Annotated in this window: 18 protein-coding genes and 2 pseudogenes; 3 read left to right on the forward strand and 17 right to left on the reverse strand. The window is 44.2% G+C overall.

The features are described from left to right. A complete protein-coding gene (locus D0T50_RS06655; RefSeq protein WP_163222731.1) occupies window positions 1-1,152 on the forward strand; it encodes an acyltransferase in 1,152 nt (383 codons plus the stop codon). Between the two features lie 7 nt (window positions 1,153-1,159). Here the strand turns inward: D0T50_RS06655 and D0T50_RS06660 are convergent, their stop codons facing one another. From D0T50_RS06660 to D0T50_RS06690, 7 genes and pseudogenes are all read right to left on the reverse strand, one after another. Further along, window positions 1,160-2,116, reverse strand: a complete 957-nt coding sequence (locus D0T50_RS06660; protein ID WP_163222732.1) for an acetylornithine carbamoyltransferase — start codon at window positions 2,114-2,116, stop codon at window positions 1,160-1,162. A gap of 13 nt (window positions 2,117-2,129) precedes the next feature. Continuing rightward, the gene (locus D0T50_RS06665) at window positions 2,130-3,383 is read right to left on the reverse strand and encodes a glutamate-5-semialdehyde dehydrogenase (protein WP_163222733.1); all 1,254 of its coding nucleotides are present in this window, start codon (window positions 3,381-3,383) and stop codon (window positions 2,130-2,132) included. A 4-nt stretch (window positions 3,384-3,387) separates the two neighbouring features. Beyond that, a complete protein-coding gene (gene proB, locus D0T50_RS06670) occupies window positions 3,388-4,470 on the reverse strand; it encodes a glutamate 5-kinase (protein WP_163222734.1) in 1,083 nt (360 codons plus the stop codon). Window positions 4,471-4,543: 73 nt separating this feature from the next. After that, window positions 4,544-4,777 carry a DUF2007-related protein gene (locus tag D0T50_RS06675; RefSeq protein ID WP_163222735.1) on the reverse strand — a complete coding sequence of 78 codons (234 nt, stop codon included), beginning with the start codon at window positions 4,775-4,777 and terminating at the stop codon, window positions 4,544-4,546. A gap of 72 nt (window positions 4,778-4,849) precedes the next feature. Continuing rightward, window positions 4,850-6,184, reverse strand: coding sequence for a hypothetical protein (locus D0T50_RS06680; protein ID WP_163222736.1), 1,335 nt, complete (start codon window positions 6,182-6,184; stop codon window positions 4,850-4,852). An 87-nt stretch (window positions 6,185-6,271) separates the two neighbouring features. Next, a pseudogene (locus D0T50_RS06685) lies at window positions 6,272-6,813 on the reverse strand (CatA-like O-acetyltransferase). Between the two features lie 45 nt (window positions 6,814-6,858). Beyond that, window positions 6,859-8,238 carry a hypothetical protein gene (locus tag D0T50_RS06690; protein WP_163222737.1) on the reverse strand — a complete coding sequence of 460 codons (1,380 nt, stop codon included), beginning with the start codon at window positions 8,236-8,238 and terminating at the stop codon, window positions 6,859-6,861. Between the two features lie 157 nt (window positions 8,239-8,395). Here D0T50_RS06690 and D0T50_RS06695 point away from each other — a divergent pair, with 157 nt between their 5' ends. Further along, complete coding sequence (locus D0T50_RS06695; RefSeq protein WP_163222738.1) at window positions 8,396-8,806, forward strand: DUF4332 domain-containing protein; 411 nt, start codon at window positions 8,396-8,398, stop codon at window positions 8,804-8,806. 831 nt (window positions 8,807-9,637) lie between these two features. After that, window positions 9,638-11,719 (forward strand): LruC domain-containing protein, encoded by a 2,082-nt coding sequence (locus D0T50_RS06700; RefSeq protein ID WP_163222739.1) that lies wholly within the window; start codon window positions 9,638-9,640, stop codon window positions 11,717-11,719. A gap of 106 nt (window positions 11,720-11,825) precedes the next feature. Here the strand turns inward: D0T50_RS06700 and nrdG are convergent, their stop codons facing one another. The 10 genes and pseudogenes from nrdG to ribD all read right to left on the reverse strand — a co-directional run bounded on the left by nrdG (window position 11,826) and on the right by ribD (window position 23,440). Continuing rightward, window positions 11,826-12,293 carry an anaerobic ribonucleoside-triphosphate reductase activating protein gene (gene nrdG, locus D0T50_RS06705; RefSeq protein ID WP_163222740.1) on the reverse strand — a complete coding sequence of 156 codons (468 nt, stop codon included), beginning with the start codon at window positions 12,291-12,293 and terminating at the stop codon, window positions 11,826-11,828. Beyond that, complete coding sequence (nrdD, locus tag D0T50_RS06710; RefSeq protein WP_163222806.1) at window positions 12,271-14,370, reverse strand: anaerobic ribonucleoside-triphosphate reductase; 2,100 nt, start codon at window positions 14,368-14,370, stop codon at window positions 12,271-12,273. The genes nrdG and nrdD overlap by 23 nt, the downstream gene beginning before the upstream one ends. A 240-nt stretch (window positions 14,371-14,610) precedes the next feature. Next, a complete protein-coding gene (gene murI / locus D0T50_RS06715) occupies window positions 14,611-15,459 on the reverse strand; it encodes a glutamate racemase (protein WP_163222741.1) in 849 nt (282 codons plus the stop codon). A 94-nt stretch (window positions 15,460-15,553) separates the two neighbouring features. Then, window positions 15,554-16,060: an OmpH family outer membrane protein gene (locus D0T50_RS06720; protein WP_163222742.1), complete on the reverse strand. Its 507-nt coding sequence runs from the start codon at window positions 16,058-16,060 to the stop codon at window positions 15,554-15,556. Window positions 16,061-16,117: 57 nt separating this feature from the next. Continuing rightward, the gene (locus tag D0T50_RS06725) at window positions 16,118-16,633 is read right to left on the reverse strand and encodes an OmpH family outer membrane protein (protein ID WP_163222743.1); all 516 of its coding nucleotides are present in this window, start codon (window positions 16,631-16,633) and stop codon (window positions 16,118-16,120) included. Between the two features lie 26 nt (window positions 16,634-16,659). Next, a pseudogene (locus D0T50_RS06730) lies at window positions 16,660-19,188 on the reverse strand (outer membrane protein assembly factor); the annotation flags it as partial. A 134-nt stretch (window positions 19,189-19,322) separates the two neighbouring features. Then, window positions 19,323-20,054, reverse strand: a complete 732-nt coding sequence (locus D0T50_RS06735) for an isoprenyl transferase (RefSeq protein ID WP_163222745.1) — start codon at window positions 20,052-20,054, stop codon at window positions 19,323-19,325. Between the two features lie 6 nt (window positions 20,055-20,060). Next, window positions 20,061-20,762 (reverse strand): DUF6089 family protein, encoded by a 702-nt coding sequence (locus D0T50_RS06740; RefSeq protein WP_163222746.1) that lies wholly within the window; start codon window positions 20,760-20,762, stop codon window positions 20,061-20,063. A 70-nt stretch (window positions 20,763-20,832) separates the two neighbouring features. After that, window positions 20,833-22,233, reverse strand: coding sequence for a DUF6242 domain-containing protein (locus D0T50_RS06745; RefSeq protein WP_163222747.1), 1,401 nt, complete (start codon window positions 22,231-22,233; stop codon window positions 20,833-20,835). Between the two features lie 199 nt (window positions 22,234-22,432). After that, window positions 22,433-23,440, reverse strand: a complete 1,008-nt coding sequence (gene ribD, locus D0T50_RS06750) for a bifunctional diaminohydroxyphosphoribosylaminopyrimidine deaminase/5-amino-6-(5-phosphoribosylamino)uracil reductase RibD (RefSeq protein ID WP_163222748.1) — start codon at window positions 23,438-23,440, stop codon at window positions 22,433-22,435. Between the last annotated feature and the right edge of the window lie 11 nt (window positions 23,441-23,451).

Raw genomic sequence — 23,451 nt, forward strand, 5'->3', positions numbered from 1 at the left:
ATGAATACAACCGAGTTTGACGAAATTCGTCCGTATCACGATGAAGAGCTGCCTCAAATATACGAGGAACTGATTGCCGACCCCGCTTTCCGCAACATGGTGGCGGTTGCTTTTCCAGACATCCCTTTCGACCAGTTCGCGGCAAAGATGCGCCAATGCAAAACAAAGAGCGAGCTTCAACGCCAGCTTGTGTATAGGCTGATGTGGATGTTCGCAAACAATTTCTCGGACGGTCTTACAGGCGATTTTACGTCGCTACCCAGCAAAGAAGCGGCTTATACCTTTATTACCAACCATCGCGACATCATTCTCGACTCGGGGTTCCTTTCCATCCTCTTATTGGACAATGGCATGGAGACGGTGGAAATAGCTATTGGCGACAACCTGTTGGTGTACCCGTGGATAAAAAAACTGGTGCGGGTGGTAAAATCGTTTATCGTGCAACGTGGGCTAACCATGCGCCAGATATTGGAGTCATCGGCTCGAATGTCGCGCTACATGCACTATACTATCACCGAAAAGAAACACTCTATCTGGATAGCACAACGCGAAGGGCGTGCCAAAGATTCTAACGATCGTACACAAGAAAGTATCGTCAAGATGATAGCGATGGGCAAAGAAGGAAACATGATAGACAGCTTGACGGAGATGAACATCACACCCCTTGCCCTTTCTTATGAATACGATCCGTGCGACTTCCTCAAAGCTAAAGAGTTTCAACAAAAGAGAGATGATGCTACGTTTAAGAAATCGCAGCAAGATGATTTGGAAAACATGAAGACAGGGCTGATAGGTTATAAGGGAAGGGTACATCTGCAAACAGGAACCTGCATAACCGGCGAATTGCAGAAATTAGATCGCACGCTGCCTAAAGCGGAGCTTGTGCCACAGGTTGTTTCACTCATCGACACACAGATTCATCGCAACTATCGCATGTATCCCGGCAATTATGTAGCACTCGATTTGCTCAATGACAGCAATATCTTTGCTTCGCACTATTCTTTGAAGGAAAAGGCACGGTTCGAAGAATACATCAATGGACAGTTAGATAAGATTGATTTACCCAACAAAGACATACCATTCTTACGTCATAAACTGCTGCTGATGTATGCCAACCCGTTGAAGAACTATTTGGCGGCATTGAAGGGGTAGCGGGCTGCTATCGCAACCCCTCCAACAATCTTTTCAATACCACTGTTGCCGATATTTCTCTGTTCGCAGCTTCGGGGATTACAATGGATTGTGCACTTTCAATAACGTCGTCCGTTACAATCATATTGCGACGTACAGGCAGGCAATGCATGAAGTAAGCATTGTTTGTTACCGCCATCTGACGGTCGCTTACAGTCCACGAACGGTCTGTACTCAATATCTTTCCATAGTTATCACCGCTATATGCTGCCCAGTTCTTGGCATAAATAAAGTCGGCACCTTCAAAGGCTTTCATCTGGTCGTACTCTACTTTTGCTTTCCCTACAAAGGCGGGGTCAAGTTCATAACCTTGGGGATGGGTAATGACGAAATCGTAATCTGTTTCGTTCATCCATTCGGCGAAGGAGTTGGGCACAGCCTGAGGCAACGCGCGAGGATGCGGAGCCCACGTAAGCACTACCTTAGGACGAGGGGTCTTCTTGTATTCCTCAATAGTAATGAGGTCGGCAAAACTCTGCAGTGGATGGCGCGTAGCGGCTTCCATCGAAAATACCGGTCGGCCGGAGTGTTCTATGAACTGGTTGATAATCATTTCCTGATAATCTTCGTCACGGTTCTCGAACTGGGCAAAGGCACGCACACCTATAATGTCGCAGTAGCTACCCATTACAGGGATGGCTTCGAGGATGTGTTCGGGCTTATCGCCATCCATAATTACTTCTCTCTCGGTTTCCAATTTCCATGCACCTTGGTTAATGTCCAGCACCATCACGTTCATGCCAAGATTCATCGCGGCTTTTTGTGTACTCAGGCGGGTGCGTAGGCTGGAGTTGAAGAAAATCATCATCAACGTTTTGTTGCGACCCAGCTCTACATATTTGAAACGGTCGTTCTTTATCTCAAAAGCTTCTTTCAGGGCATCCTGCAGATTGCCAATGTCCTGAACGCAGGTAAAATTTCTCATATTTTTTTCTTTCTTATTGTGTTCTTATCTGTCCGTCTCCTTGGATAATCCATTTGTAAGACGTTATTTCTTCCAATCCCATAGGGCCACGTGCATGCAGCTTCTGTGTGCTGATGCCAATCTCCGCACCCAAGCCAAACTGTGCTCCATCGGTAAATGCGGTGGAAACATTGACATATACACAGGCGGCGTCTATCATCTGCACAAAGCGGCGGGCGTGTATTTCTTCTTCCGTAACAATGCATTCGCTGTGCTTGGAGGAGTAGTCGGTAATGTGTTCTATGGCTTCCTCTATGTTTGCTACTGTTTTAACTGACATGGTGTAGGAGAGAAACTCCGTGCCGTAGCTCTCTGTTGTAGCAGGTTTCAGTAGTTCGGCAGGATAGTTACCCGCAAGGGCTTTGTAGGCGGCACTGTTGGCATAGATGACTACATTACTCTTACTTAACTCCTGGCACAATGCCGGCAGATCGTTCAGCCGTTTTGCGTGAAGCACCACGCAATCCAGCGAGTTGCATACACTTACACGGCGTGTCTTGGCGTTATTGATGATACGTGCGCCTTTCGCTACATCACCATATTCGTCAAAATAGGTGTGGCAGATGCCCGCGCCTGTTTCAATAACAGGAATGGTGGCATTCTGTCTCACAAAGTGAATGAGGTTGCTGCTGCCGCGCGGAATAATCAAGTCTACGTAGCCCTCAGCGTGTAGCAGTTGGTTGGTTGCTTCGCGGTCGGCAGGTAGGAGCGTAGCGGCATAGGTGTCTATGTGATACTTATTCAGCACCTCATGAATAACGGATACAATAGCCCGGTTGGAGTCGTGCGCATCGGTGCTTCCTTTCAGGATACAGGCGTTGCCACTCTTGAAGCAGAGTGAAAAAACATCGAAGCTAACGTTGGGGCGTGCCTCATAGATGATGCCAATTACACCGAACGGCACAGATACTTTGCTGAGTCTCATCCCATTGGGACGGGTAGTTTCTTTCAATACCTTGCCAAGCGGAGAGGGTAGGGAAGCCACGCTGCGCATATCGGCAGCGATATCTTCTATTCGTTTGCGGTTAAGTAATAACCGGTCGTACTTAGGATCGGCTTTGTCCATCCGTGCGAGGTCTTTTGCGTTCTCGGCAAGGATGAAGTCTGTGTTGGCTACTGCGGCATCTGCTACCGCGCAAAGCACTTCGTTGATTTGTTTGTCGGTAAGCGACAACAAGCTGCGGCTTGCTTTTCGAACCGCCGTAAATGTATTCGTTAAAGACTCCATGCGGTTAATATAAATGTAAGTAATCGTAGTGTATAACAGGTTTTTTGCCATGTTTGCCCATCGCAGCGCGTGCTTGCTCCGAACTGTAGCTTGTGCGTCCCACGCCTATCTGTTTCCCGTTGTTGTCGATAATCCGCACGATGTCGTCTTTCTCGAACTCACCTTCTATGCGTGTTATTCCTACCGGTAGTATGCTGACGGCTTTCTCCGAAGTCATTACTTCGGTAGCGCAGTTGTTCATGTGGATTTCTCCTTTGGCAAACCCTTCGCTATGCGCGATCCACTTCTTTACGCTCGAAGTACCTTCTGCAGCCGGCACGAAACGGGTGCAAATCGTCTCTTCGGGGCGTTCTATCAGGTCTATAAGAATGTTATCTTTCTTTCCGTTGGCAATGACGACGGCTATTCCTTCATCGGCAACCTTGCGTGCTATGTTGGTTTTGGTAATCATGCCACCACGTCCAAAGTTGGAGTGCGTGGGTTGCACGTAGCTCGATATATCCCGTCCTTGCTCTATGTGGCGTATCACGCTGGTGTCGGGGTCAGCAGGGTTACCGTTGTATATACCATCTATATTGCTGAGGATAACCAGCATTTGTACATCCATCATTGCGGCAATGAGTCCGGAGAGTTCATCGTTATCGGTAAACATCAGTTCGGTAACCGATATGGTATCGTTTTCGTTTACAATGGGTATGACGCCGTTTTCGAGCATCACCGTCATACATTTTCGTTGGTTGAGGTAGTGTCTTCGTGTTCCGAAGTTCTCTTTGGTGGTGAGTACCTGCCCAACAGCGATGCCGTGCTCGCGAAACAGTTCGTAGTATCGGTTGATGAGTTTGGCTTGTCCCACTGCCGAGAAAAGTTGGCGTTGGTCTACACTATCCAACTTGCGGGTAGGCTTTATTTCACTACGTCCCGACGCTACAGCTCCCGAAGAGATAAGAATTACCTCCACTCCCTGTTTGTGCAGCCGGGCAACCTGATCTGTCAGGGCTGACATACGGGTTACGTCCAGCGTCTCATCCGCGCGGGTCAGCACATTGCTTCCTATCTTTACGGCTATGCGTGCATAGTTTTGCTTCATTTTGCTAACAATTTGAAACGCAAAGATAGGAGTTTTTTGTCGAATTGTTATATTTTATACTAAAATCGCTTTCCTATTCGTTCTCTTCCTTTTCTCTATCCCTGATAATCTGCATAGCTGCTTCATAATCGTCTTGCGTTACCATAATCGTCACCCCGTTGCTAAAGTAGGGTGCGAGGGTTCCCAATATGCCGTCTCTGAGCACAACTTGTATGTCGTTACTCGCCAGCAATCCTTTTACCAATTCGGCTTCCCATGGGCTGCCTACAAAAGCTTCGACCAGAGCTTTGTCTTCTTTCTCTTTCATATCTGTCTGTTTTTGGTTTATACAAATATAACAATATTCGGAAGATTTCTGTTTACGGGAGTGGCTTTTTTATTAATACAATACATACGCAAACGCAATCACATAATTTGCTTTGGTGAGGTTTGTTTTGTAATCGGTATAGGTGCCGTTGGGCCTTTGCTTCTGATGATCGAACGAACCGTTGATTTGAGCTGTTACGCGTAGGTGCGGAGTGATATAATGGGAGCCGGTAAGCGATATACCTATGCTTGTTTCAGTAATTTTTTTGCTGGGGTTCCAACGATCCGGGTTGCTTGGGATTTGTTTCCCCGATAGCAGCTTTCCGGCAACGGCGAGGTTGATGTTTGTTCGTTGCGTGGGATAAAAGCCCAGTTGATACATAGCTTCCAGGGCAAAGTATCTGTTCTTTATATTATCCATCTTTGTAAACATAGCGTTGGGAGATACGGCTATGCTATGTTGCCAACGAAGATTCATTGGTTTTTCGTATTGAAACAAGAGGAAGGGGTTGAACGAAAAGGCATCACCGTCTGTCTCTTCTTTCCACTCTTCTGCTTCCATATAATGGTAATAGGTGTTCATCCCTGCCGAGAATACTGTTCCGGCTCTCCTTTCAAACAAAGCACTTGTTTTCCAAACATTGTTTAGCGTGGTGGTGTAGGCGGATCCATCATCGGTAAGTAAGTTTTTGGCTTGTAGAAAAGAGTCCACAACTGCTACTTCCTCTGTCAGTAGTTTGCCCGAGTTAAGGAAACGTTTGTTTTTGGCGGTAGCCATTACCTGTGCCAATGCCAACTCTTCGTCGGTGGTAAGTTCTCTTTTTAGTGCGTTCTTCTTTGCGAGTTCTTTCAGCAGGTAGGCTGCCTGATACACCTCTGTAACATGCTTGAGGCGACCACTACCCACTTCTAGAGGAAGCATAGCCTGAAAGAGTGTGTTTTTGTTTGAATAGTCGCTTCCTCGCAGATTGTAATTTTCGTATTGAAGCGTGAGGCCTCCTCCAGTGCCAAAGAACGCGTTCTTCTCGAAGTAAAAACGTTTGGTGAGCGAGTAGGCAGCAGCTACTTCTGTTGTATTTGCTTTTAATCTATCAGTTGATCCACGACTTTTTTCTTTGCTGCGATACTTCCCAAATTCCGCACCTAATAAGAATGTATGGTTAGTAAATGAGCTACTAGTCTCTTTGTAGGTAACGAAAGCAAATTCGGGTCCGGCAGCAAAGGCATGGCTGTTGGTTTTATAGTAATCGGTTCTTTGTTTTTCGTAGGAACCGGTTGCCTGAAGCAACAGGTCAAAGCTACTTCTAACAATGGTAGGGGTTTTGTACTCTTGGTAAGTCTGACCAAACATGGTGCATACGGAAAGCAAAATAACCGATAAGGTTGAAATGAGTTTAACGTTTTTCATAAATATAGAGTATTAGTTTGTTATTAATAAAAAATGGTTTGTTACAAATCTATCTATTTTTTTCTGAATACTACAATTTTTATTAGCCTATAATTCCAACACCTCCACAAACCGTGCCACATGATACCCATCCATCAATCCATGGTGGCAGGTTACCGAAACAGGCATTAGCAGCCTTTCTCCTTCGTTGAAGAACTTCCCTGTCGATATTTTCGGAACACTATCGCCCGAACGCATATTCGTAGGGTGCTTCATGTCGGTGAAACTGAGCCACGGCACAGCCGAGTAGTGTATGGCGTTGGGATGAAACACCCCGCTTTTGTTCAACCCGGTGGTCTGTTGCAGACGCTCCATTTCCTCCCGCGCCTTCTGTATAAAGATGGCTTCATCGGCATCATATCTCCCTCTATGCGGTAACGAAACTCCTCTATTTTGCAGGCTGCCGTAATGACGCGATGCAACACCAATAGCGAAAAGGGAACTCCTTTCTCTTTGGCTTGACGATATGAGTTTGTGCAATCTACGTTGATGGTAACTCCGAAGAAGGGGTCGTCGAAAGTGCTGAAATGTTCGAAATGCTCCCTGCGACTCCAACGGGCTTTATCGATTGTTCTTTTTCTTAGGTTCATAAATAATGGAGTTTTGATGATTAGGCTACAGTATTTTCTTAATCCTTAGTATAACACATAGGCTAAGCCAATCATATAGCTGGCCGTTATTCCTTTTATTACATAAGGGTTAGTATCAAGAAGAGGGATTTTACTCTTCGAGTACGAGTGTTGTAAAGTTGCGCTGCCGGTTACACGTATATTGTGTGTTACATAATAACAAAGATCAAGCGCCAATTGTGTAGAGGCAGAAAATGATGTTGAGTTTGTTGTAGGTTGAATTGAATATTTAAATGCATGTTTGCCCCACCTCATCTTTTCAGTGGCCGTCAAGCTAATGTTTGTTCGTGGTGTTGGGTAGAATCCCAATCGATACAGAGCATCTATTTGGAAGCCCTTGTTAGTGTTTTCGTTATCACCCGACTTGATTTCTGTGTAATCAAAATTGGGCGACAAAGTTGCTGTGTGCTGCCAATGAACACTAACTGGATTTTCGTATTGCAACAGCAAGAAAGGGTTGAAGGAGAACCAATCGTTATCCATACTACCATTGCGACTTAAACCAGGTTCCTCCATCTTTTTCTTCTGATAGTTGTAAGATGTGTTTATTCCGGCTGAATATACGATTCCGGCTTTTCTTTCGAAAAGATCGCTTGTTTTCCAAAAATCACGTAATATGGTCGAATAGGCAGTAGTGTTATCTGCAAACATGTTATTGGCTATAAAGAAGGAATCTACTTGGTTTACTTCTGTTCTCATTCGTTTGCCGGCGTTGAGAAAACGTTTGTTTTTAGCCGTAGCCATAATTTGTGCTAGGGCAAGCGTTTCATCACTCGAGAGTTCTCTTTTGAGAATATTTTTCTTGGTTAGCTCTTGTAGTATATAAATGGCTTGATGTACTTCTGTTACATTTTTCATGCGCCCCATGCCAATCCCTACCGGAATTTCAGCTTGAAGAGTTGTTTCCTTTTCTGTATATGACCTAATTTTCATTCTGTTGAACTCGTATTGTAGGCTACCTCCTGTGGCAAAAAAGAAGTTATCTTTAAAGTAGAAACGGCTAATGTTTGAGTAGTAAACATTGGCATAGAATGTTTTTTGTTTACTCTCATAATCCATATCTGTTGTAGCTGGTGTTCGTGCCTTATAGTTGTGTATTCCCAACAGAGCCTTATGGCTACCAAAAAACTTGCGTGTATCTGTATATCGATTGAACATACTTTTGAACCCGCCACTGAAGCTGTACGCTTTGGACGTTAGGTCATCAATTTCATGTTTACTTTTGTGATAAGCTCCCGTTGCCATAAGTGAGAAGTCTAATGTGTTTCTAGCAATGTCGGGCACTTCATACGCTTTCAAGTTGTAATCCTTGTTGTCTTGACCGTGCATATCGCACATAGAAAACAATGTGATCAGTAAAGCTAAGAGAATTTTAATTTTGTTCATACGTGTAATAAATTAGTTTGTTGTTAATGAATACAAATATATATCTTTTTTGTTAATATCTATTCGCATCCAGCGAAAAGTCGCGATAATGAACATATTATCGTCAGCGTTGTTTTAAGAGATTAGAACAATAGTAATAACTTTAAAATGAAGATTTATGGCAAATTACAAAATTGAAGAGATCGAAGGTATCGGTCCGGTGTTAGGAGAGAAATTCCGTAACGCGGGAGTTGCTTCTACCGACGCTTTGTTGGAGGCGACATTAACAAATGCAGATCGAAAGAGGTTAGCCGAAGAAACTGGTGTTTCGGAAAAGCAAATTCTGAAGTTTGCAAACATGGCCGACCTTTTCCGTATTACTGGAGTGGGACAAGAGTTTTCAGAGCTTCTGGAAGCTGCCGGAGTAGATACTGTTCCGGAACTGGCTATGCGTAATGCAGAGAATCTAACTACAAAGATGGAGGAAGTGAATAATGAAAAGAAACTCACTCGCCGTACTCCTTCTTTGAAAGAAGTTCAAAAGTGGGTGGAAGAAGCAAAAGAACTTTCAAGAAAACTAACTTATTGATATTGATGAGTAGCTAAAAACAGCAAAGGTCGAACTTCCACTCGGAGCTCGACCTTTGCTGTTTTTAGCTACTTTCATTGGTTGCTCTCACATTATATTACTAGCTTGATTCAACTGTTTTTTTAGCGTCAATTATTGGTTGATTTAGACAAAATCTTTCCTTCTAGCGACTCAAATAGTCCGATTTTCTCCAATGAATGTAAAGTATTATCTTAATATAGGTGATAGATTGAGATTGCGAAAGGTGCGAATTGTTTACAAAAAATCCTCCCCACAGGGTGCTGTGAGTGGGTTTTTGTAAATGCTGCATTTGATGACTTTAAAATGCTGCAAACTACTTAATCGAAATGCTGCATTTCAATCAAGCGAAATGCAGCATTTCGATTAAGTAGTTTGCAGGGCTCTTTTAAGGTGTAAGATTTTATTTAATAACTTCTTGGAGTTGGTGGACAGCATTGAATGGCATGCATTATGCTGATGTGCGGTGGCGAGTGTGGTGCCGGAGTTTTTTGTTATATATAATAAGGAGTAAATGTATTTGTTAATTGCAAAGTTGTATAAATTGCTCTCTTTCGATGCTTGTTTTCTGAATTTCCGCTAATTAGTTGTATTCTTTTGCTTAAAATACTTTCTATAAGGGTTATGCGTAATATTCTCTTTCTTCTTCTTATTTGTATTTTGTCTAAACAATGCTTGTTTTTAATAAAAAGATGCAAATTCTGACCATCGAGTTGTTTTTGTTGTTATATTTGCATCGTGAATAGATGAACCTATGCGAAATAGAGAAACCTATGCTACAACTAACTTATTGTTTTATATAATTTGAGTATCATGAGTAAGAAATTATTTTTCAGTTTTGGTGCACTATGCTTAATGGCTTTATTAGTGCTTTTTACAGGATGTGAGGACAAGGATTTGTACAATCCGGAGCCTCCTATTGAAGGTGAGGGACCATCTACATTGGACTATTCAACATCAAAAACCTTGACTTTGAATTTGAACTATCAAGTTTCGCCGGGTTATGTTTCTACATTTGATGTATATACAGAATATCCTTTGGATGGTGATGGAGTCTTGAAACAAGACTTGCAACCCATTGCGGGTGGTATTAATATTGCGGGAGTTTCCGAAATTAAACGTGTGATTCCTGCTTATGCAAAAGAGCTTTATGTGTATTCTGAAGATTTGTTTATCCCACGTTTGCTGCATGCTACAATAGACAATGCCGCTGGTGTTGCTATGTTTATGCCTGCTACTATAAATGTAGCTAACGAAGAAGTTGCCCAAACGCGTACTATTGGAAATAAGAAAGTAGATAAGTATTTGAAGGCTAAGAGCGACTTCTATGACGATAACAAAAAAGAATTTGATTGGGGTAGTTGGAGATACAAACTACTTGAATCTAAATACGACCTTAAAGTACCGGATATGGAGAAAGAAATTCCATCCGAACTTTTGAACGCGATTGCACAATCTTTCCCTGAGAAAACAGCAGTAGCCGCGAAATATTACGAAGACGCTATGGTCGAGGTGAAGAGCGACCCAAACGATGTGGGCGGAGCAAGAATACATGTGTCTGTTCTTCATGCTGGATGCGGACATAACAACGCTTTAAGTTATTTTGTATATAGCGGAGAGAAGAATTTAGAAGACCTTACTTTGGAAGAACGCAACGAACTTGAGGTGATAAACGTATTCCAGTTTGCCGATGTATACAATAATTCTTTCAAATCTAAGGAAATGGGATTAACTCCCGGACACTATGTGCAGCTTAAATATAAAAACGAAGAGGGACAGTATGTAAATGAATTCCCTATTGGTTCTAAAATAGGCTGGATACTTCATAGCAACGGTTTTGATGAAAAGAACTTTAAAGTAAACGAAGATGCTACAAATATTTATTCTATAGCAAGTTGGAATCCTAATAATGCTAAGAGAACTATTTTCTTTGGTTACGAAACTAAGGGTGGCGACAAGTATAGTTGCTTTGGATTTGAAGATACTCCAGAAGGCGGTGATAATGACTGTAACGACGTTATATTCCATGTGCATATCGACCCATTCGACGCAGTGAATCCTCCTCCATTTATTCCGGAGCCGGGTACAATAGAAAAGACCTCGACCCATTGCGGTGTTTTGGCATTCGAAGACAACTGGCCTAATAAGGGCGACTATGATTTGAACGACGTGGTGGTTAAGTACAACTCTACTATCACCTATGTTCAAGATGGTGAAACGACCGAAAACAGTGGTGGTGAATTAGTAGGTAAAGGTGAGGTTACTGTGAAGAAAGTAGAAGATGTATTTTCGTTCGTTCATACAGGAGCTACATTCGCCAATGGATTCTCTTATAAGGTAGATATTGATCCAAGTAAGATAAAATCAATACGGATTACAGATAATAAAGGCAAGACTGTTGATTATAACGCGATAGCCGATGGCGCCGGATTTATTGTGAACATTTGCGATGATGTTAAGAAACTGATCTCTCCGATGGTGCCCGTTACAACTCCTGCTGTATTTACAGTGAGAATGGACTTTAACGAAAAGGCAGTAAAAGGTAAAGAATTCGTAGCGCTGCAAGCTCCTTATAATCCATACATCAGACCTGCTAACACCAATATCGACTCTGATGGTATAGAAGTGCATTTACCCTTCTATCACCCTACCACCATGGCTGATATGAGTTTGTTTGGTACTCGATTCGATGTGTCCGATCCTGCGACAGGTACTTATTATGCATCGAAAGAGAATAGCTACTATCCATTCGCATTGCATATATTCGGGACGTCTTATTTTACAATACCTACCGAATCTAAACCTATTGATTATACTTATCCTAGGTATAAAAATTGGAGAGAGAAAAAATGTGGAAGTGAGGATGCCGATTGGTATCTGCATCCGATAAACTAAATAAAGATGCAGCATATATCTGCTGTTGATTGATACACAAATTAAGGGAAGAGCACAGTCACTGTAATGGTGATTGTGCTCTGTTTTTATCCAAAAAGATTATTTCTCATTTATTCCTGAAACGCTCTGTCTCATCTATCATCTCATCTTGTTCTATACGATAGAAGCGTTGGTTGGTGGTGGGGCTGTCTAGCCCGCCACAGCGTTCTTCGTAAGCGCCTATTTTGATGAAGTCGAAGTTCTGTACTGAGAGGTAGGGGGGTAGTTCGTTCTTCCCGGAGTACCAGCCCGTCTTGAGGGAATATTCATGTTGCGACTTCAGGAAGAGTGATAACTGCTCCACTTCGTGGGGCGCGGCATCTCCTCCCATGAAGCATACGCAGGTAACAGCGGAGCCGTACTTGTGGAGTATTTCGAGGAGCTCGCTCTGGTCTAACACCGTGCCCTCGTCCACCTGCAAGTAAGGGCTATGGCAGCCCTTACAGCGGTTTGGACAGTTGGACAGGTTTATTGCCAGTGTTACTTCGCCAGGTATTTCCTGAAATACGATATTATAGTTCGCGTAACGTAGCATAGTGGCGTTGATTGGCTTCTTTTTGCCTTGCTTGCGAGAAATTACTCACACGCTTCATGTAGCCAATGATACGGGTGAGGTAGTCGAGGTCGGAGCTTTGACACGACGGACAGGTTTTGAGGTTGTTCTTGTCAATGTGTCCACACTTGTTGCATACCGTGTTGGGTATGTTGAACGTGAAGTAGTTGCACCCCTCTTTTGCTGCCAATCGTATGAGGTGGCGATATTGCTCTTTGCCGAGGTGCTCGTCGAGGTTAAGGTGTAGTGCCGAACCGCCAGTTAGGTGTTCGATGTAGCGTTTGCCATGCATACGGAAGCGGTCTACGATGTTGATGGAATCGTCTTCTACGATGTAAAAATAACTATTGTAACAGTCGCGCTTTACCACATATCCATCGCGCTTGTCCCACTTGGCATGTTTCACACCTACGTTTTCGGCGGGTATCATTTCACAGTTAAACATGATGTCTTTGGTTCGGAACCGTTTGTTGTAATCCTCTATCAGTCCAAGGATTTGCTGCACGAACTCTTCATACTTAGGATTGTCAGTAATCTCTATACCGAGGAACTCTGCTGCCTCTACGAGCCCGTTTACACCGATGGTGAGGTATTGTCGTCCCATGTTGATGTATCCCGCGTCGAAGAGTGGGAGCATTCCTTTTTGGTGCATGTACTTGAGGTTTTCGTTGTATGCCACCTGTACTTTGTGTACGAGGTCTACCACCTCTTCGAGGAAGAACATATAGTGTGTTCCCTTGCGCGCCGCGTTTTGAATGCAACGGTTGAGGTTGATTGTGAGCACGCTCTTAGATCCTGTAGATACGCCTCCGGCACCCAGTGTGTAGGAAAATCCGTTGTTTTGTATCTCGTTGCGCAGGCGGCAGCAGCTACTCAGTGAGTCGGCATTGTCGCTTATGTAGGTAAAGAACGAGTGCCCTTCGCTATACATTTGCGCGGTGAATTCGCCGTATTCTTCATCTTTGGCATCTCCGTTTTCGGTGAGCAGCGCCATGGTTTCTACGGGGAAGGTAAGTATGGTTCGTGTGCGTTCTTGATTGAACCACTTCATGAAGCGCTTTTGCAACCAACTGAGTGATTCCCAGTGTGGTTTACTGCCGTCGGGGAATAGGAAGTCGCCGAAAATGCTTTCGAAGTAGTATTTGTCGTAGTAGGATATATTCCAGAATACAGCTTGAAAGTTGCGCGCTCCGGTGGGTTGGTTGATGGAGTAGACGATTTGCTCGAAGTGATCGGTGATGATTTTGTCGATGTTGCGTTGTTTTTTCGAGAGATCTACTACTTTGTCGGCTTGCTTGTGGTAATCTTCGCCATATTCCAGCCCGATGAAGTAGTTCATGTACATCAGGAACTCCGGGGTGGCGCAGGCTCCGCTTAACATGCTCGATACCATGAATACCATGTTCACAAATCCCCCGCAGAAGGATTTGAGGTTGGTTGGTGCGCTGGAGTTGCCTCCTATGGAATAGGTGCCTCCAATGAGCCACGGATACATGGTGATGCTGGCGCAGTAGTTGGAAAGGCTGGTTTCGTCGTTTTTGTAGATAAAGTGGTTGTTGAGCAGCTCCACATATTTGTCGGACAGTTCCTTGCCATACATCTCTTTGAGGCGGTCGGTGAGCATACGTCGGTTAAGGCGTATGAAGTTAGATTTGGGTAGTTCGCCGATGAGTGTTGCCATGTTTTTGTTTTCTACATTGGCGTTGGCATCGTACTTGCTTCCGCTGGCTGCGTTTTGCGCGTCGCAGTACTCCATGAGGAATTGCAGCTTGTCGCGTACTTCGCGATCTTCGAGGTGCTTCTGGCGGTATAGCATGTAAGATTTGGCTACCATGTAGTAGCGTTCTGCCATGAGTGCTATCTCTACCTGATTTTGAATTTCTTCAACAGTGGTGTTGCTGGTTACACTTACGCGGCTTAGTATGTTTGTGATTACTTCCTGACTGGCAAAGCTGCCTACTGATAAGAATGCCTTGGCTATTGCATTCCTGATTTTCTCAAGCGAGAATGCTTCTCTCTTTCCGTCTCTTTTTATTATGAAAAGTTCCATAGTGATGATTTATTGATGTATTGTTGTCTTATTATTATCGAATGTCAAACTGTTGCAAAGATAGAAAAAGGATAATAAGTTGTCTGTTTTGGGAAGAATTATTTATCAACAAATTGATTAAGTTTCCCAAAATATTTTATAATACACAGTAAATCAAATGATTAATAATTTATTGTGCTGCTAAAGTTTCCCGAAAAGAATACTTATAGTTTTATAAGCTGTTCACTGTAGTTGCTCTTTTTGTAAGTTTTAGTGTAACTCTATGGAAATGCTTTTTACTTTGATGTTTTCGTCGAGGAAGATGGATGCCGACTCGCTGAACTTTTCTTCGGCTTCGCTGGTGAAGAAAAGACAGGTTCCTTGCCGGGTGCATTTAGCGTCCATCTCGGGATGCCGGTGGAGGTAGTCTTTTAAGCTGTGGGCGATGTACTTTCCTTGTGGAATAACTTTTACACCTTCTGGTGTGTATTTCTTTATTTTGGGTATGAGTAGGGGGTAGTGTGTGCAGCCCAGTATGATGGTGTCTATCTGCGGGTCTTTGTTCATGAGTATATCAATATCCTTGCGGATGAAGAAGTCGGCTCCATCGCTATCGAACTCCTGATTCTCTACCAGCGATACCCACATGGGGCATGCTTGTCCTGTTACCTGTATGTCTGGGAAGAGTTTGTGTATCTCCATAGGGTAGGACTCCGACTTGATAGTTCCTGCCGTTGCCATCACACCTACGTGGCGAGACTGGGTGAGTTCTCCGATACACTCTGCCGTTGGGCGTATAACTCCGAGCACACGCCTATTAGGGTCTATCTGCGGGAGGTCATTCATCTGTATGGTTCTCAGGGCTTTTGCCGAAGCGGTGTTGCATGCCAGTATTACCAGGTGGCAGCCCATTTCGAAGAGCTTGTTCACAGCCTGCAAGGTAAATTCGTAAACAATTTCAAACGAACGTGGTCCGTAGGGAGCGCGCGCATTGTCGCCCAAGTAGATGTAGTCGTACTGTGGGAGTAGTTGGCGTATCTCCGAAAGGATGGTGAGCCCTCCGTATCCCGAGTCGAATACACCGATGGCTCCCGGTGCTTGAGGTAGTGTTGCTTTCATATCGGTGTGTGGTGTAAGAAGCAAAAACGCGGACAGAGCGAATAAACACTCCATCCGCGTTAGCGTATATTTTGAAATTCTTACTGGGTATCTGTTAGATGCCCAATTTAGCTTTTACTTGCGCTGTAACGTCAGTGCTTTGTGCTTCGTTGATAAAAGGAATGTAAGTTCTGGATAGGTCGAAGATGTAAGTAAATCCGCCTGCCTGACCAACTTCCTTGATAGCGTTGTCTACCTTTTGGAAGATAGGCTGTATCAACTCTTGTTGCTTGCGATCCATAGCTTGGCCAGCTTCTTCTTGGAACTGTTGTGCCTTTGTTACCATGTCCTGAATCTCTTTTTGTCTTCTTTCCTGTATGTTTTCGGGCACATTCCCTTTTTGCAAATCTGCCTGAAATTCGGCATATTTCTTTTGGATTTCTTGCTCTGTTCTTTGCAAGTCGTCCGCATATGCTTTTTGTAAATCTTTCATTTCTGTTTCTGCTTTAGACCAATCGGGCAAAAGCACTGCGATTTCTTGAGAAGATACGTGACCAAATTTTTGAGCAAAAGCACCCACTGGAAGGATGAGCATTAATGCGATAATGATTTTTTTAAACATAGTTTTATACTTTAACTGTTAGTGATAATTTACTTAGTACGGTGCAAATATATGAATTTAATTTGAATAACCTAATTTAGCCAAAACTTCATTGCTGATGTCTATACGCGGGGTGGCATAGATGATGGTGCTTGCTGAAGCCCTGTCTATCACCACGGAGTAGCTTTGTTGTTCAGCTACGGCTTTCACGGCGTTATATATCTCATCTTGTATGGGTTTCATGAGGCTTTCTCTTTTCTTATACAGTTCGCCTTCTGCTCCGAAGTAGGTTCTTCTGAGTTCGTTTGCTTCCTTTTCTTTGGCTACAATGGCGTTCTCGCGTTCGGTTTTTTGTTCTTCGGAGAGGAATACCGATTCCGATTGATAGTTCTTGTAGAGCGTTTGTGCTTCTTGCATGATGGTTTCTACTTCGCTTTGCCATTTCTTGGAAGATTGGTTCAGCTGCTCGGTAGCACGCTCGTAAGCAGGGATATTCTTGAGAATATACTCCATGTCTATCAAGGCAAATTTCTGTGCGCTGGCTGTTACTGCGAATGCCAGCATAGCGATAATCAGTAGAATTTGTTTCTTCATAACGGTTAAGTTGTTAGTGATGATTATTAGAATTCCTGACCTAAGATAAAGTGGAGTTGCGAACCACTGTATTGCATAGATCCGTTGATTTTATCAAATCCGTATGCCCAGTCTATACCCATCATACCAATCATTGGCAAGAAGATACGTACACCCAGACCTGCCGAGCGCTTCAATTGGAAGGGGTTGAAGCGTTTTACGTCGTTCCACGAGTTACCTGCTTCTACAAATCCCAGAGCGTAGATGCTGGTAGAGGGCTCGAGCATGAGCGGATATCTCAGTTCCAAACCAAGACGTGTGTAGGCGTATCCTCTACCTTCTTCGTAATTGATAGAACTATTTTCGTAACCGCGCAACGCGATGGTTTCGATGGCATAGCTGGAGTATCCTGTCATCCCGTCGCCACCCATTTCGAAGGTTTCGAACGGAGATTTCTTATGTTTGTTGTAGTGTCCCAATAAACCGAACTCCACGCGTGTCATCAATACGGGGCATTTCACAGCTTCGCTCAGGGCGGTGTAGGTTTTAGATCTGAACTTCCATTTATGGTACTCTACCCATTTGTGCATTTTGTTCATGTCGTCTTGGTTGCTTTGGCTGTACGACCCGTAGTTTACACCGTCCCACAGTGAGTAGGGAGGAGTGAGCTGTGCGGTCAGCGAGAATTCTGAACCTTGACGCGGGAATATGGGGTTGTCAATAGAACTTCTTGACAACGAAAGGTTGAGACTGATGTTGTTACAGTTACCATCCGTTACGGGGAAGTAAACCCAGTCACTAAGCAGGTACTTCTGATAAGATACCTCTGCCGAGAACTGGAAGTAGTCGTCGGGCCATCTCAAGCGTTTTCCCCACATCACCGAAACTCCAAATACCTTCATGTATTTGTCGGTGTCGTAGTAGTTTTCGTAGCCATAAGAGCCCGAACCGTAGTTGTAGCTACCCATGCCGTACATACCGCTGTAATAGCTGTTGTACATATTATTGTAGTACGAGCTGTTGTAGTAGCGGTCACTGATGTCAGTTTGCAAAGAATAGTATGCCGATACAGAGAACGAAGTAGGACGCTTGCCGCCAAACCACGGGTTGAAGAATGAGATGCTATACGATTGGTAGTAGTCACCATTAGTTTGTCCGCTCAGTGTGAGGGTTTCTCCGTCTCCCTGTGGTAGGAATCCACGATAGTTTTCGCCAGGGTGCAGGAGGTTGGCTATAGAGAAGTTGGTAAACTTCAAGCTTAGCTTACCAATAACACCGGTTTGTCCCCATCCTGCCGAGAATTCTATCTGGTCGTTAGCTTTGGATACCAGTGGGAAACCTATGTCTACCGTTCCATTGGCTGGGTCGGGTTGTACGTCGGGTGCGAGGTTTTCGGGGTCAAAGTGTCCCATCTGTTGTATTTCGCGCAAGGAACGCATCAAGTTCTCTTTGCTGAAGAGTTCTCCCGGACGGGTACGCAACTCGCGGCGTACTACGTTTTCGTACAACCGGTCATTACCGCTGATGGTTACTTTATTGATGGTTGCCTGTTGCCCTTCGAAGATTCTCATCTCAAGGTCGATGGAGTCGCCCACGATGTTGACCTCCACGGGGTCTATGCTGAAGAATAGGTATCCGTTATTGTAGTATAGGTTACCAATGGCGTCGTCGTCGCCTACGGTTCTTTCGCCTAGCAAGGTTTGATTATATACGTCACCCTTCTTCATGCGTAGGATTTGATCCAGATATTCGGATGGGTAGAGGGTGTTTCCTACCCATGATATATTACGTACGTAGTATTTCTCCCCTTCTTCGAGGTGCAAGTATACGTCTACGGTTCTCTCGTCGTAGGCGGTAACGCTATCGGCTACGATGCGTGCATCGCGATATCCCAGTTCGTTGTATTTTTCGATGATTCGTTCTTTGTCAGCTTCGTAGTTCTCGGGAACGAATTTCTTGGTACGGAAGAAGTTCTTGAGTTTTCCTTTCTCGTTGGTCTTCTTCATCATTTTATTCACCTTGTTGTCGCTCAGTGCCTCGTTTCCTTCGATGGTTATTTTGTGTACCTTTACTTTGTCTTTTTTGTCGATGTTTATATCTACCAGTACTTGGTTTTCGTTGGATACGTCGTCGCGTTGCACAATTGTAATTACGGCATTCTTAAAGCCTTTATCGTCGAAGTAGCGCTTAATGAGCAGTTTGGAACGGTCTACATGGTTGGGGGTGATTTGGCTACCCACTACCAGCCCTAAGCGGCTTTCGAGGTCTTCGCGTTCGGATTTCTTAACTCCCGAGTAGGTTATTTTGGAGATGCGCGGACGCTGTGCCAGTGTAATCCTAAGATAGGCTTTGTTCAGTACGAATTTATCGATTGTAATACTCACGTTGGAGAATAACCCGTGTCTCCAGTAACGTTTCAATGCGCCTGTAATTTCGTCGCCGGGTATTTCTATGGTTTGCCCTACCGAGAGTCCTGAAAGACCAATGAGAACATAGTCTTCGTAATTGGGTACGCCCTCTACCTGGATGTCTGCAATTTCATACTTTTTCCCTTTTCCCGAATAAGTTATGTTCGGGTTGTAAATAGTGTCTCCTACAACTCTTTCTGCTTGTTGGGCTTGTGTAGGCATAATACCTAAAAAGCTTATGATTAGTACAGCGATGAAAGTAATACGATAGTGCATTTATTTATTTTATTATATGTTTCTATTTAAATTTGTTCGCTGGTTTTTCCAAACCTCCGTTCTCGTCTCTGATAGCCGTATATGGCTCTGTGAAGTTCTTTTTCGTCGAATTCGGGCCAGTAGGTGTCGCAAAAGTATAACTCCGAATAAGCGCATTGCCATAATAGGTAGTTGCTCAATCGTACTTCGCCTCCGGTGCGGATAAGCAGGTCGGGGTCGGGCATGAAGTTGGTAGATAGGTAGGAGCTGAACGCAACGCTGTCTACCTCATTTGCGGTGATCTTACCGACTTGTACATCTAACGCTATTTGTTTGGCTGCTTCGGCTATTTCCCAACGCGAGGAGTAGCTAAGTGCCAATACCAAGCACATACCTGTGCAATGTGCCACGTTGTTTATGCAACTTTGCAAGCGTTCCTGCACATCGGCAGGCATCTTGCTCATGTCTCCGATAACGCGAAAACTAACGTTGTTCCTCAAGAAGACATCTTCTTCTATGGAGTCGAGCAACAGGTTCATCAGTGCCGATATTTCTTCGGCTGGTCTGTTCCAGTTCTCGGTAGAGAAGGTGTATAGGGTAAGGTGTTTTATGCCGATTCTAGCCGATTCTTCGATGATTTTCCTTGCTGTTTGGGCACCGACCTGGTGCCCATAAGAGCGTTCCTTACCATGTTGCTTGGCCCATCGGCCGTTGCCATCCATGATAATAGCTATGTGCTGAGGTATCAGCGCCGGATCTATGTTTATCTCATTCAACATCTATGCCTATTCTCTGTTACATCCCTTACATCGTGGGAATAAATCGTATGTTATAAAAAATACAGTGAACGAATAGCTATCTTTGTTCTTAAACCCTTTTCCTTTTATAAGGAAGGGATCGTTCAACTGCAATCCATCTTTCTTTGTTACATCCAGCTTGTCGGACAAGCTGAATCTCATCGTCCACTCGCATCCTATATTGATGCGGTGTGCCAGTTTGTATTTTACGCCAACTCCTATGGGGATGTTTGCCGTGAATACATTTTCTGCTGGTTCGGGTGCGAACGTAAACCCCAGCCCACCTAATATATAAGGTGTAATCCGTTGGTTTCTTATGTAGTTCTGCGCCGAGTTATAACCCCAGAAGTTGTATTCGAACTGAACTCCCAGATCGTAGACGTTGCGTTTGAAATTCGCTTCCAGTCCACCGGGGAATTTGTCGTCTATATACGTTGTATTGCCGGATATCTTCCCAGCAATTAAATTTCCTTTCAGTGCCATTCGTAGGTTGAGCAGGTATCTTGCCATTACACCTCCTGCTACTCCCATGTTCTTAAAGGGTGTGCTGTAATTCGCATCTCCCATATAAAAACTACCTCCTACGGCTACTCCAAGCTCCATTCTGTACACATCTTCCTGTGCGGAGAGTGGCGTGAGAAAAAGTCCTAATCCGATAGTCAAAAATAATAATCTACAGATCAAATTCATGCTGTTGTCTTTGGTGTAATTTCAATTAACTTAAAGAACGGCGCAATCGGATTTTAATTGTTCTTTTTGCTTACTGTATGATGAAGCTGGTGCGGTTTATTCTACCTTTCCAAACTTCCGCATCATGCTCTATAGTTTCTTCTTTTGTAACCTCTTCGTCTTCTCCGTCCTCATCTTCGGACTCGATGGTTTCGACGGTTACTTTGGTCCATGTCCCTTTGTTCCAGATAGTCCACACGAAGTTGTTGGAGTCTATCACAGTAGAGTAGCTTCCTCTTTCGTAGAATTCTACAGGGAAGAATACTTTCTTCTGCACCAATCGCCATGCAATGCCCACTTCGGAGTGATACATGCCTTCAAAGTCCCCGCCAAAGGCGTACAGTTTATTGTCGTAGTACATTACGGTAGGTCTTTCCATGTAAGGCAGACTGTAAACAGAGGTGGTAGCGAGGTCTGCCCATGTTTTTCCGTCGAACGAGAACCACGGAATGGTACTTGTTGGCTCTTCGGTTGGGTTTTTTCCTACGAGTATACTTTTCCACAGCCCTGTATTTGTCTTGAACAGGGTGTTTGAGATGTTCTCTGTGGGGAAATTTTCGGGTGTGGCATCTCCAATCTCTGCCCATGCGGTTGCCTCTTTGTTAGTGATGGCAAACTTCTTTACACCGTCTACTGTTACGATTCCTGCCAATGCATCTGGGAAGCAAGCAAGCAAAGTTACAGCGTTTCCGCTCAATGAAGATGCGTTCCATGTTGTGCCGTCAGTAGAAACGAATACGTCACCTGCTTCGCTCACAGCGTAGAGGCTACCTTCGTAGTTGGTGATGGTGTGCAGCTTGATGTCGGCGGGTAATCCTGTAACGGCTGTTTTGCTAAAGGAAGTTCCGTCCAGCATGTTGCTGCTATAGGCTGTGGTGTTTGTGGAGTACACAAACAGGGTTTCGTTTATGATGGCTGTTTTTTGGTTTTGGTTCAACTCATCTGTTGTTAGCGCATTGCTGAGTTTGGTCCAAACCATGGTGTCGGGGTCCATTTGATGTCTTCTTACTTCGATGAGGTAATCTCTGTACGTTTCGCCGTTAGGAGCATGTACTCTTATCTTAAAAGGTTCGCCTCCCAATCCTGTCATGGTGTTCGAGAAATCGAGCGAGTCGGCTGTATAATTAAATACGGTGTCTTTATTGAGGTGTTCGAAATAAGTGGTTCCAGAGGAGGTGGTGAGTGTTTTAATCAGGATTTTGTTGATAATGGTATCAGCGCTGAAGGGCACGGAGTCTACATTATAGATTCTTCTGTTTATCTGATCAATTGTAAATTTATAATCAACGTTGTAAATCGCATCCAAAGAGAATGCCCAAATGGTGTCGTCCGAACCTAATTCATAGCCTTTGTTGTTGGAGTCAAGACACGAAGTAACGACAAATGATAATGTTAAAAAACCGGCAAGTACCGATAAAAGTTTTGATTTCATTTAACTGCGTTATTAACTATGGCTGCAAAAGTAGAAACATTTTTTGCTATTCTGTTCAGCCAAAGCAAGTTTTATATAAAATTATAGATAATATAGGAGGTTTTATCGACGGATGTAGGTAAATATAAGTGAACTTGCCACACTTGCGCCACTCCTCTATGAGCCATAGACAAACAATCACTCAGTCATAGGTAAACGGTCACTTTGCCATAAGCACCGAGTCGCTTGCTGTGCGTTCGAAATGTACGATTTCTACCCCGAAATGTCTCTCTGTTTCCGTGTAGCCATATTCCAGTATCTGCGGAGCTTTGACGCCATTCTTTAGCGATGTTTTGCTCTTTTCTATAAATGCTTCGTCCCAAAGCTGAGCCTCGATAAAGGCTTGCAGAAGCTGGCTGCCACCCTCTATCAGCAGGGTTTGGATGCCTCTTTGGTAGAGGTCGCTCAAGATATCGGTGAGTGGTGAGGAGTACACCAGCGTCTCTACCTTGCCGTCGAATAGTTGTAGCGAACGGGGTAGGGTGGAGTGGCGGTCTGTTACTACCCTAATAGGGCTTTTCCCATGCCAGTGTCGCACGGTGAGTGAGGGGTTGTCGAGCAGTGCTGTCCGTGTGCCCACCATGATGGCGTCGGCTTCTGCCCGTCGTTTATGAACGAGCATGGATGTAAGTTCTGTTGATAGCATAGCAGCGGCTCCTTCGGTACGTTTTCTGTCTATGAAACCATCGATGGATTCGGCCCATTTCAAAATAATATAGGGTCTTTTATCTCTGTTGAATGTAATGAAATGAGATATCAATTGGTGACATTCTTGCTCCAGCACACCCACTGTAATCTGACGTCCTGCTTCGCGTAGTTTCTGTATGCTTCGTCCCGCTACTTTTTCGAAAGGGTCTTGGCAGCCAATGACCACACGCGGTATCTGTCGTTCCAGTATGAGGTCTACACAAGGAGGTGTTTTGCCGTAGTGCGAGCAAGGTTCAAGGCTCACGTAGATGGTAGACTGTGCGAGCAATTCCTTGTTCTTCACCGAGCGAACAGCGTTTACCTCCGCGTGTGCCTCTCCGCATCGCACATGGTAGCCCTCGCCTATAATAACGTCGTCATGTACAATTACCGCTCCTACCATAGGGTTGGGCGCAACGTGGTTCTGTCCGCTTCGTGCCAACTGTATGCATCTACGCATAAATATTTCGTCTTTGCTCATCTTACGCTTCT

It is taken from the genome of Bacteroides sp. 214, assembly GCF_010501015.1.
In the GTDB taxonomy this organism is placed as follows: domain Bacteria; phylum Bacteroidota; class Bacteroidia; order Bacteroidales; family Bacteroidaceae; genus Bacteroides.

Bases quoted from the DNA above. Each gene is read 5' to 3' on its own strand.
- D0T50_RS06655 (WP_163222731.1), top strand. From the start codon at position 1: ATGAATACAACCGAGTTTGACGAAATTCGTCCGTATCACGATGAAGAG.
- D0T50_RS06660 (WP_163222732.1), bottom strand. From the start codon at position 2,116: ATGAGAAATTTTACCTGCGTTCAGGACATTGGCAATCTGCAGGATGCC.
- D0T50_RS06665 (WP_163222733.1), bottom strand. From the start codon at position 3,383: ATGGAGTCTTTAACGAATACATTTACGGCGGTTCGAAAAGCAAGCCGC.
- proB (WP_163222734.1), bottom strand. From the start codon at position 4,470: ATGAAGCAAAACTATGCACGCATAGCCGTAAAGATAGGAAGCAATGTG.
- D0T50_RS06675 (WP_163222735.1), bottom strand. From the start codon at position 4,777: ATGAAAGAGAAAGAAGACAAAGCTCTGGTCGAAGCTTTTGTAGGCAGC.
- D0T50_RS06680 (WP_163222736.1), bottom strand. From the start codon at position 6,184: ATGAAAAACGTTAAACTCATTTCAACCTTATCGGTTATTTTGCTTTCC.
- D0T50_RS06690 (WP_163222737.1), bottom strand. From the start codon at position 8,238: ATGAACAAAATTAAAATTCTCTTAGCTTTACTGATCACATTGTTTTCT.
- D0T50_RS06695 (WP_163222738.1), top strand. From the start codon at position 8,396: ATGGCAAATTACAAAATTGAAGAGATCGAAGGTATCGGTCCGGTGTTA.
- D0T50_RS06700 (WP_163222739.1), top strand. From the start codon at position 9,638: ATGAGTAAGAAATTATTTTTCAGTTTTGGTGCACTATGCTTAATGGCT.
- nrdG (WP_163222740.1), bottom strand. From the start codon at position 12,293: ATGCTACGTTACGCGAACTATAATATCGTATTTCAGGAAATACCTGGC.
- murI (WP_163222741.1), bottom strand. From the start codon at position 15,459: ATGAAAGCAACACTACCTCAAGCACCGGGAGCCATCGGTGTATTCGAC.
- D0T50_RS06720 (WP_163222742.1), bottom strand. From the start codon at position 16,060: ATGTTTAAAAAAATCATTATCGCATTAATGCTCATCCTTCCAGTGGGT.
- D0T50_RS06725 (WP_163222743.1), bottom strand. From the start codon at position 16,633: ATGAAGAAACAAATTCTACTGATTATCGCTATGCTGGCATTCGCAGTA.
- D0T50_RS06735 (WP_163222745.1), bottom strand. From the start codon at position 20,054: ATGTTGAATGAGATAAACATAGATCCGGCGCTGATACCTCAGCACATA.
- D0T50_RS06740 (WP_163222746.1), bottom strand. From the start codon at position 20,762: ATGAATTTGATCTGTAGATTATTATTTTTGACTATCGGATTAGGACTT.
- D0T50_RS06745 (WP_163222747.1), bottom strand. From the start codon at position 22,233: ATGAAATCAAAACTTTTATCGGTACTTGCCGGTTTTTTAACATTATCA.
- ribD (WP_163222748.1), bottom strand. From the start codon at position 23,440: ATGAGCAAAGACGAAATATTTATGCGTAGATGCATACAGTTGGCACGA.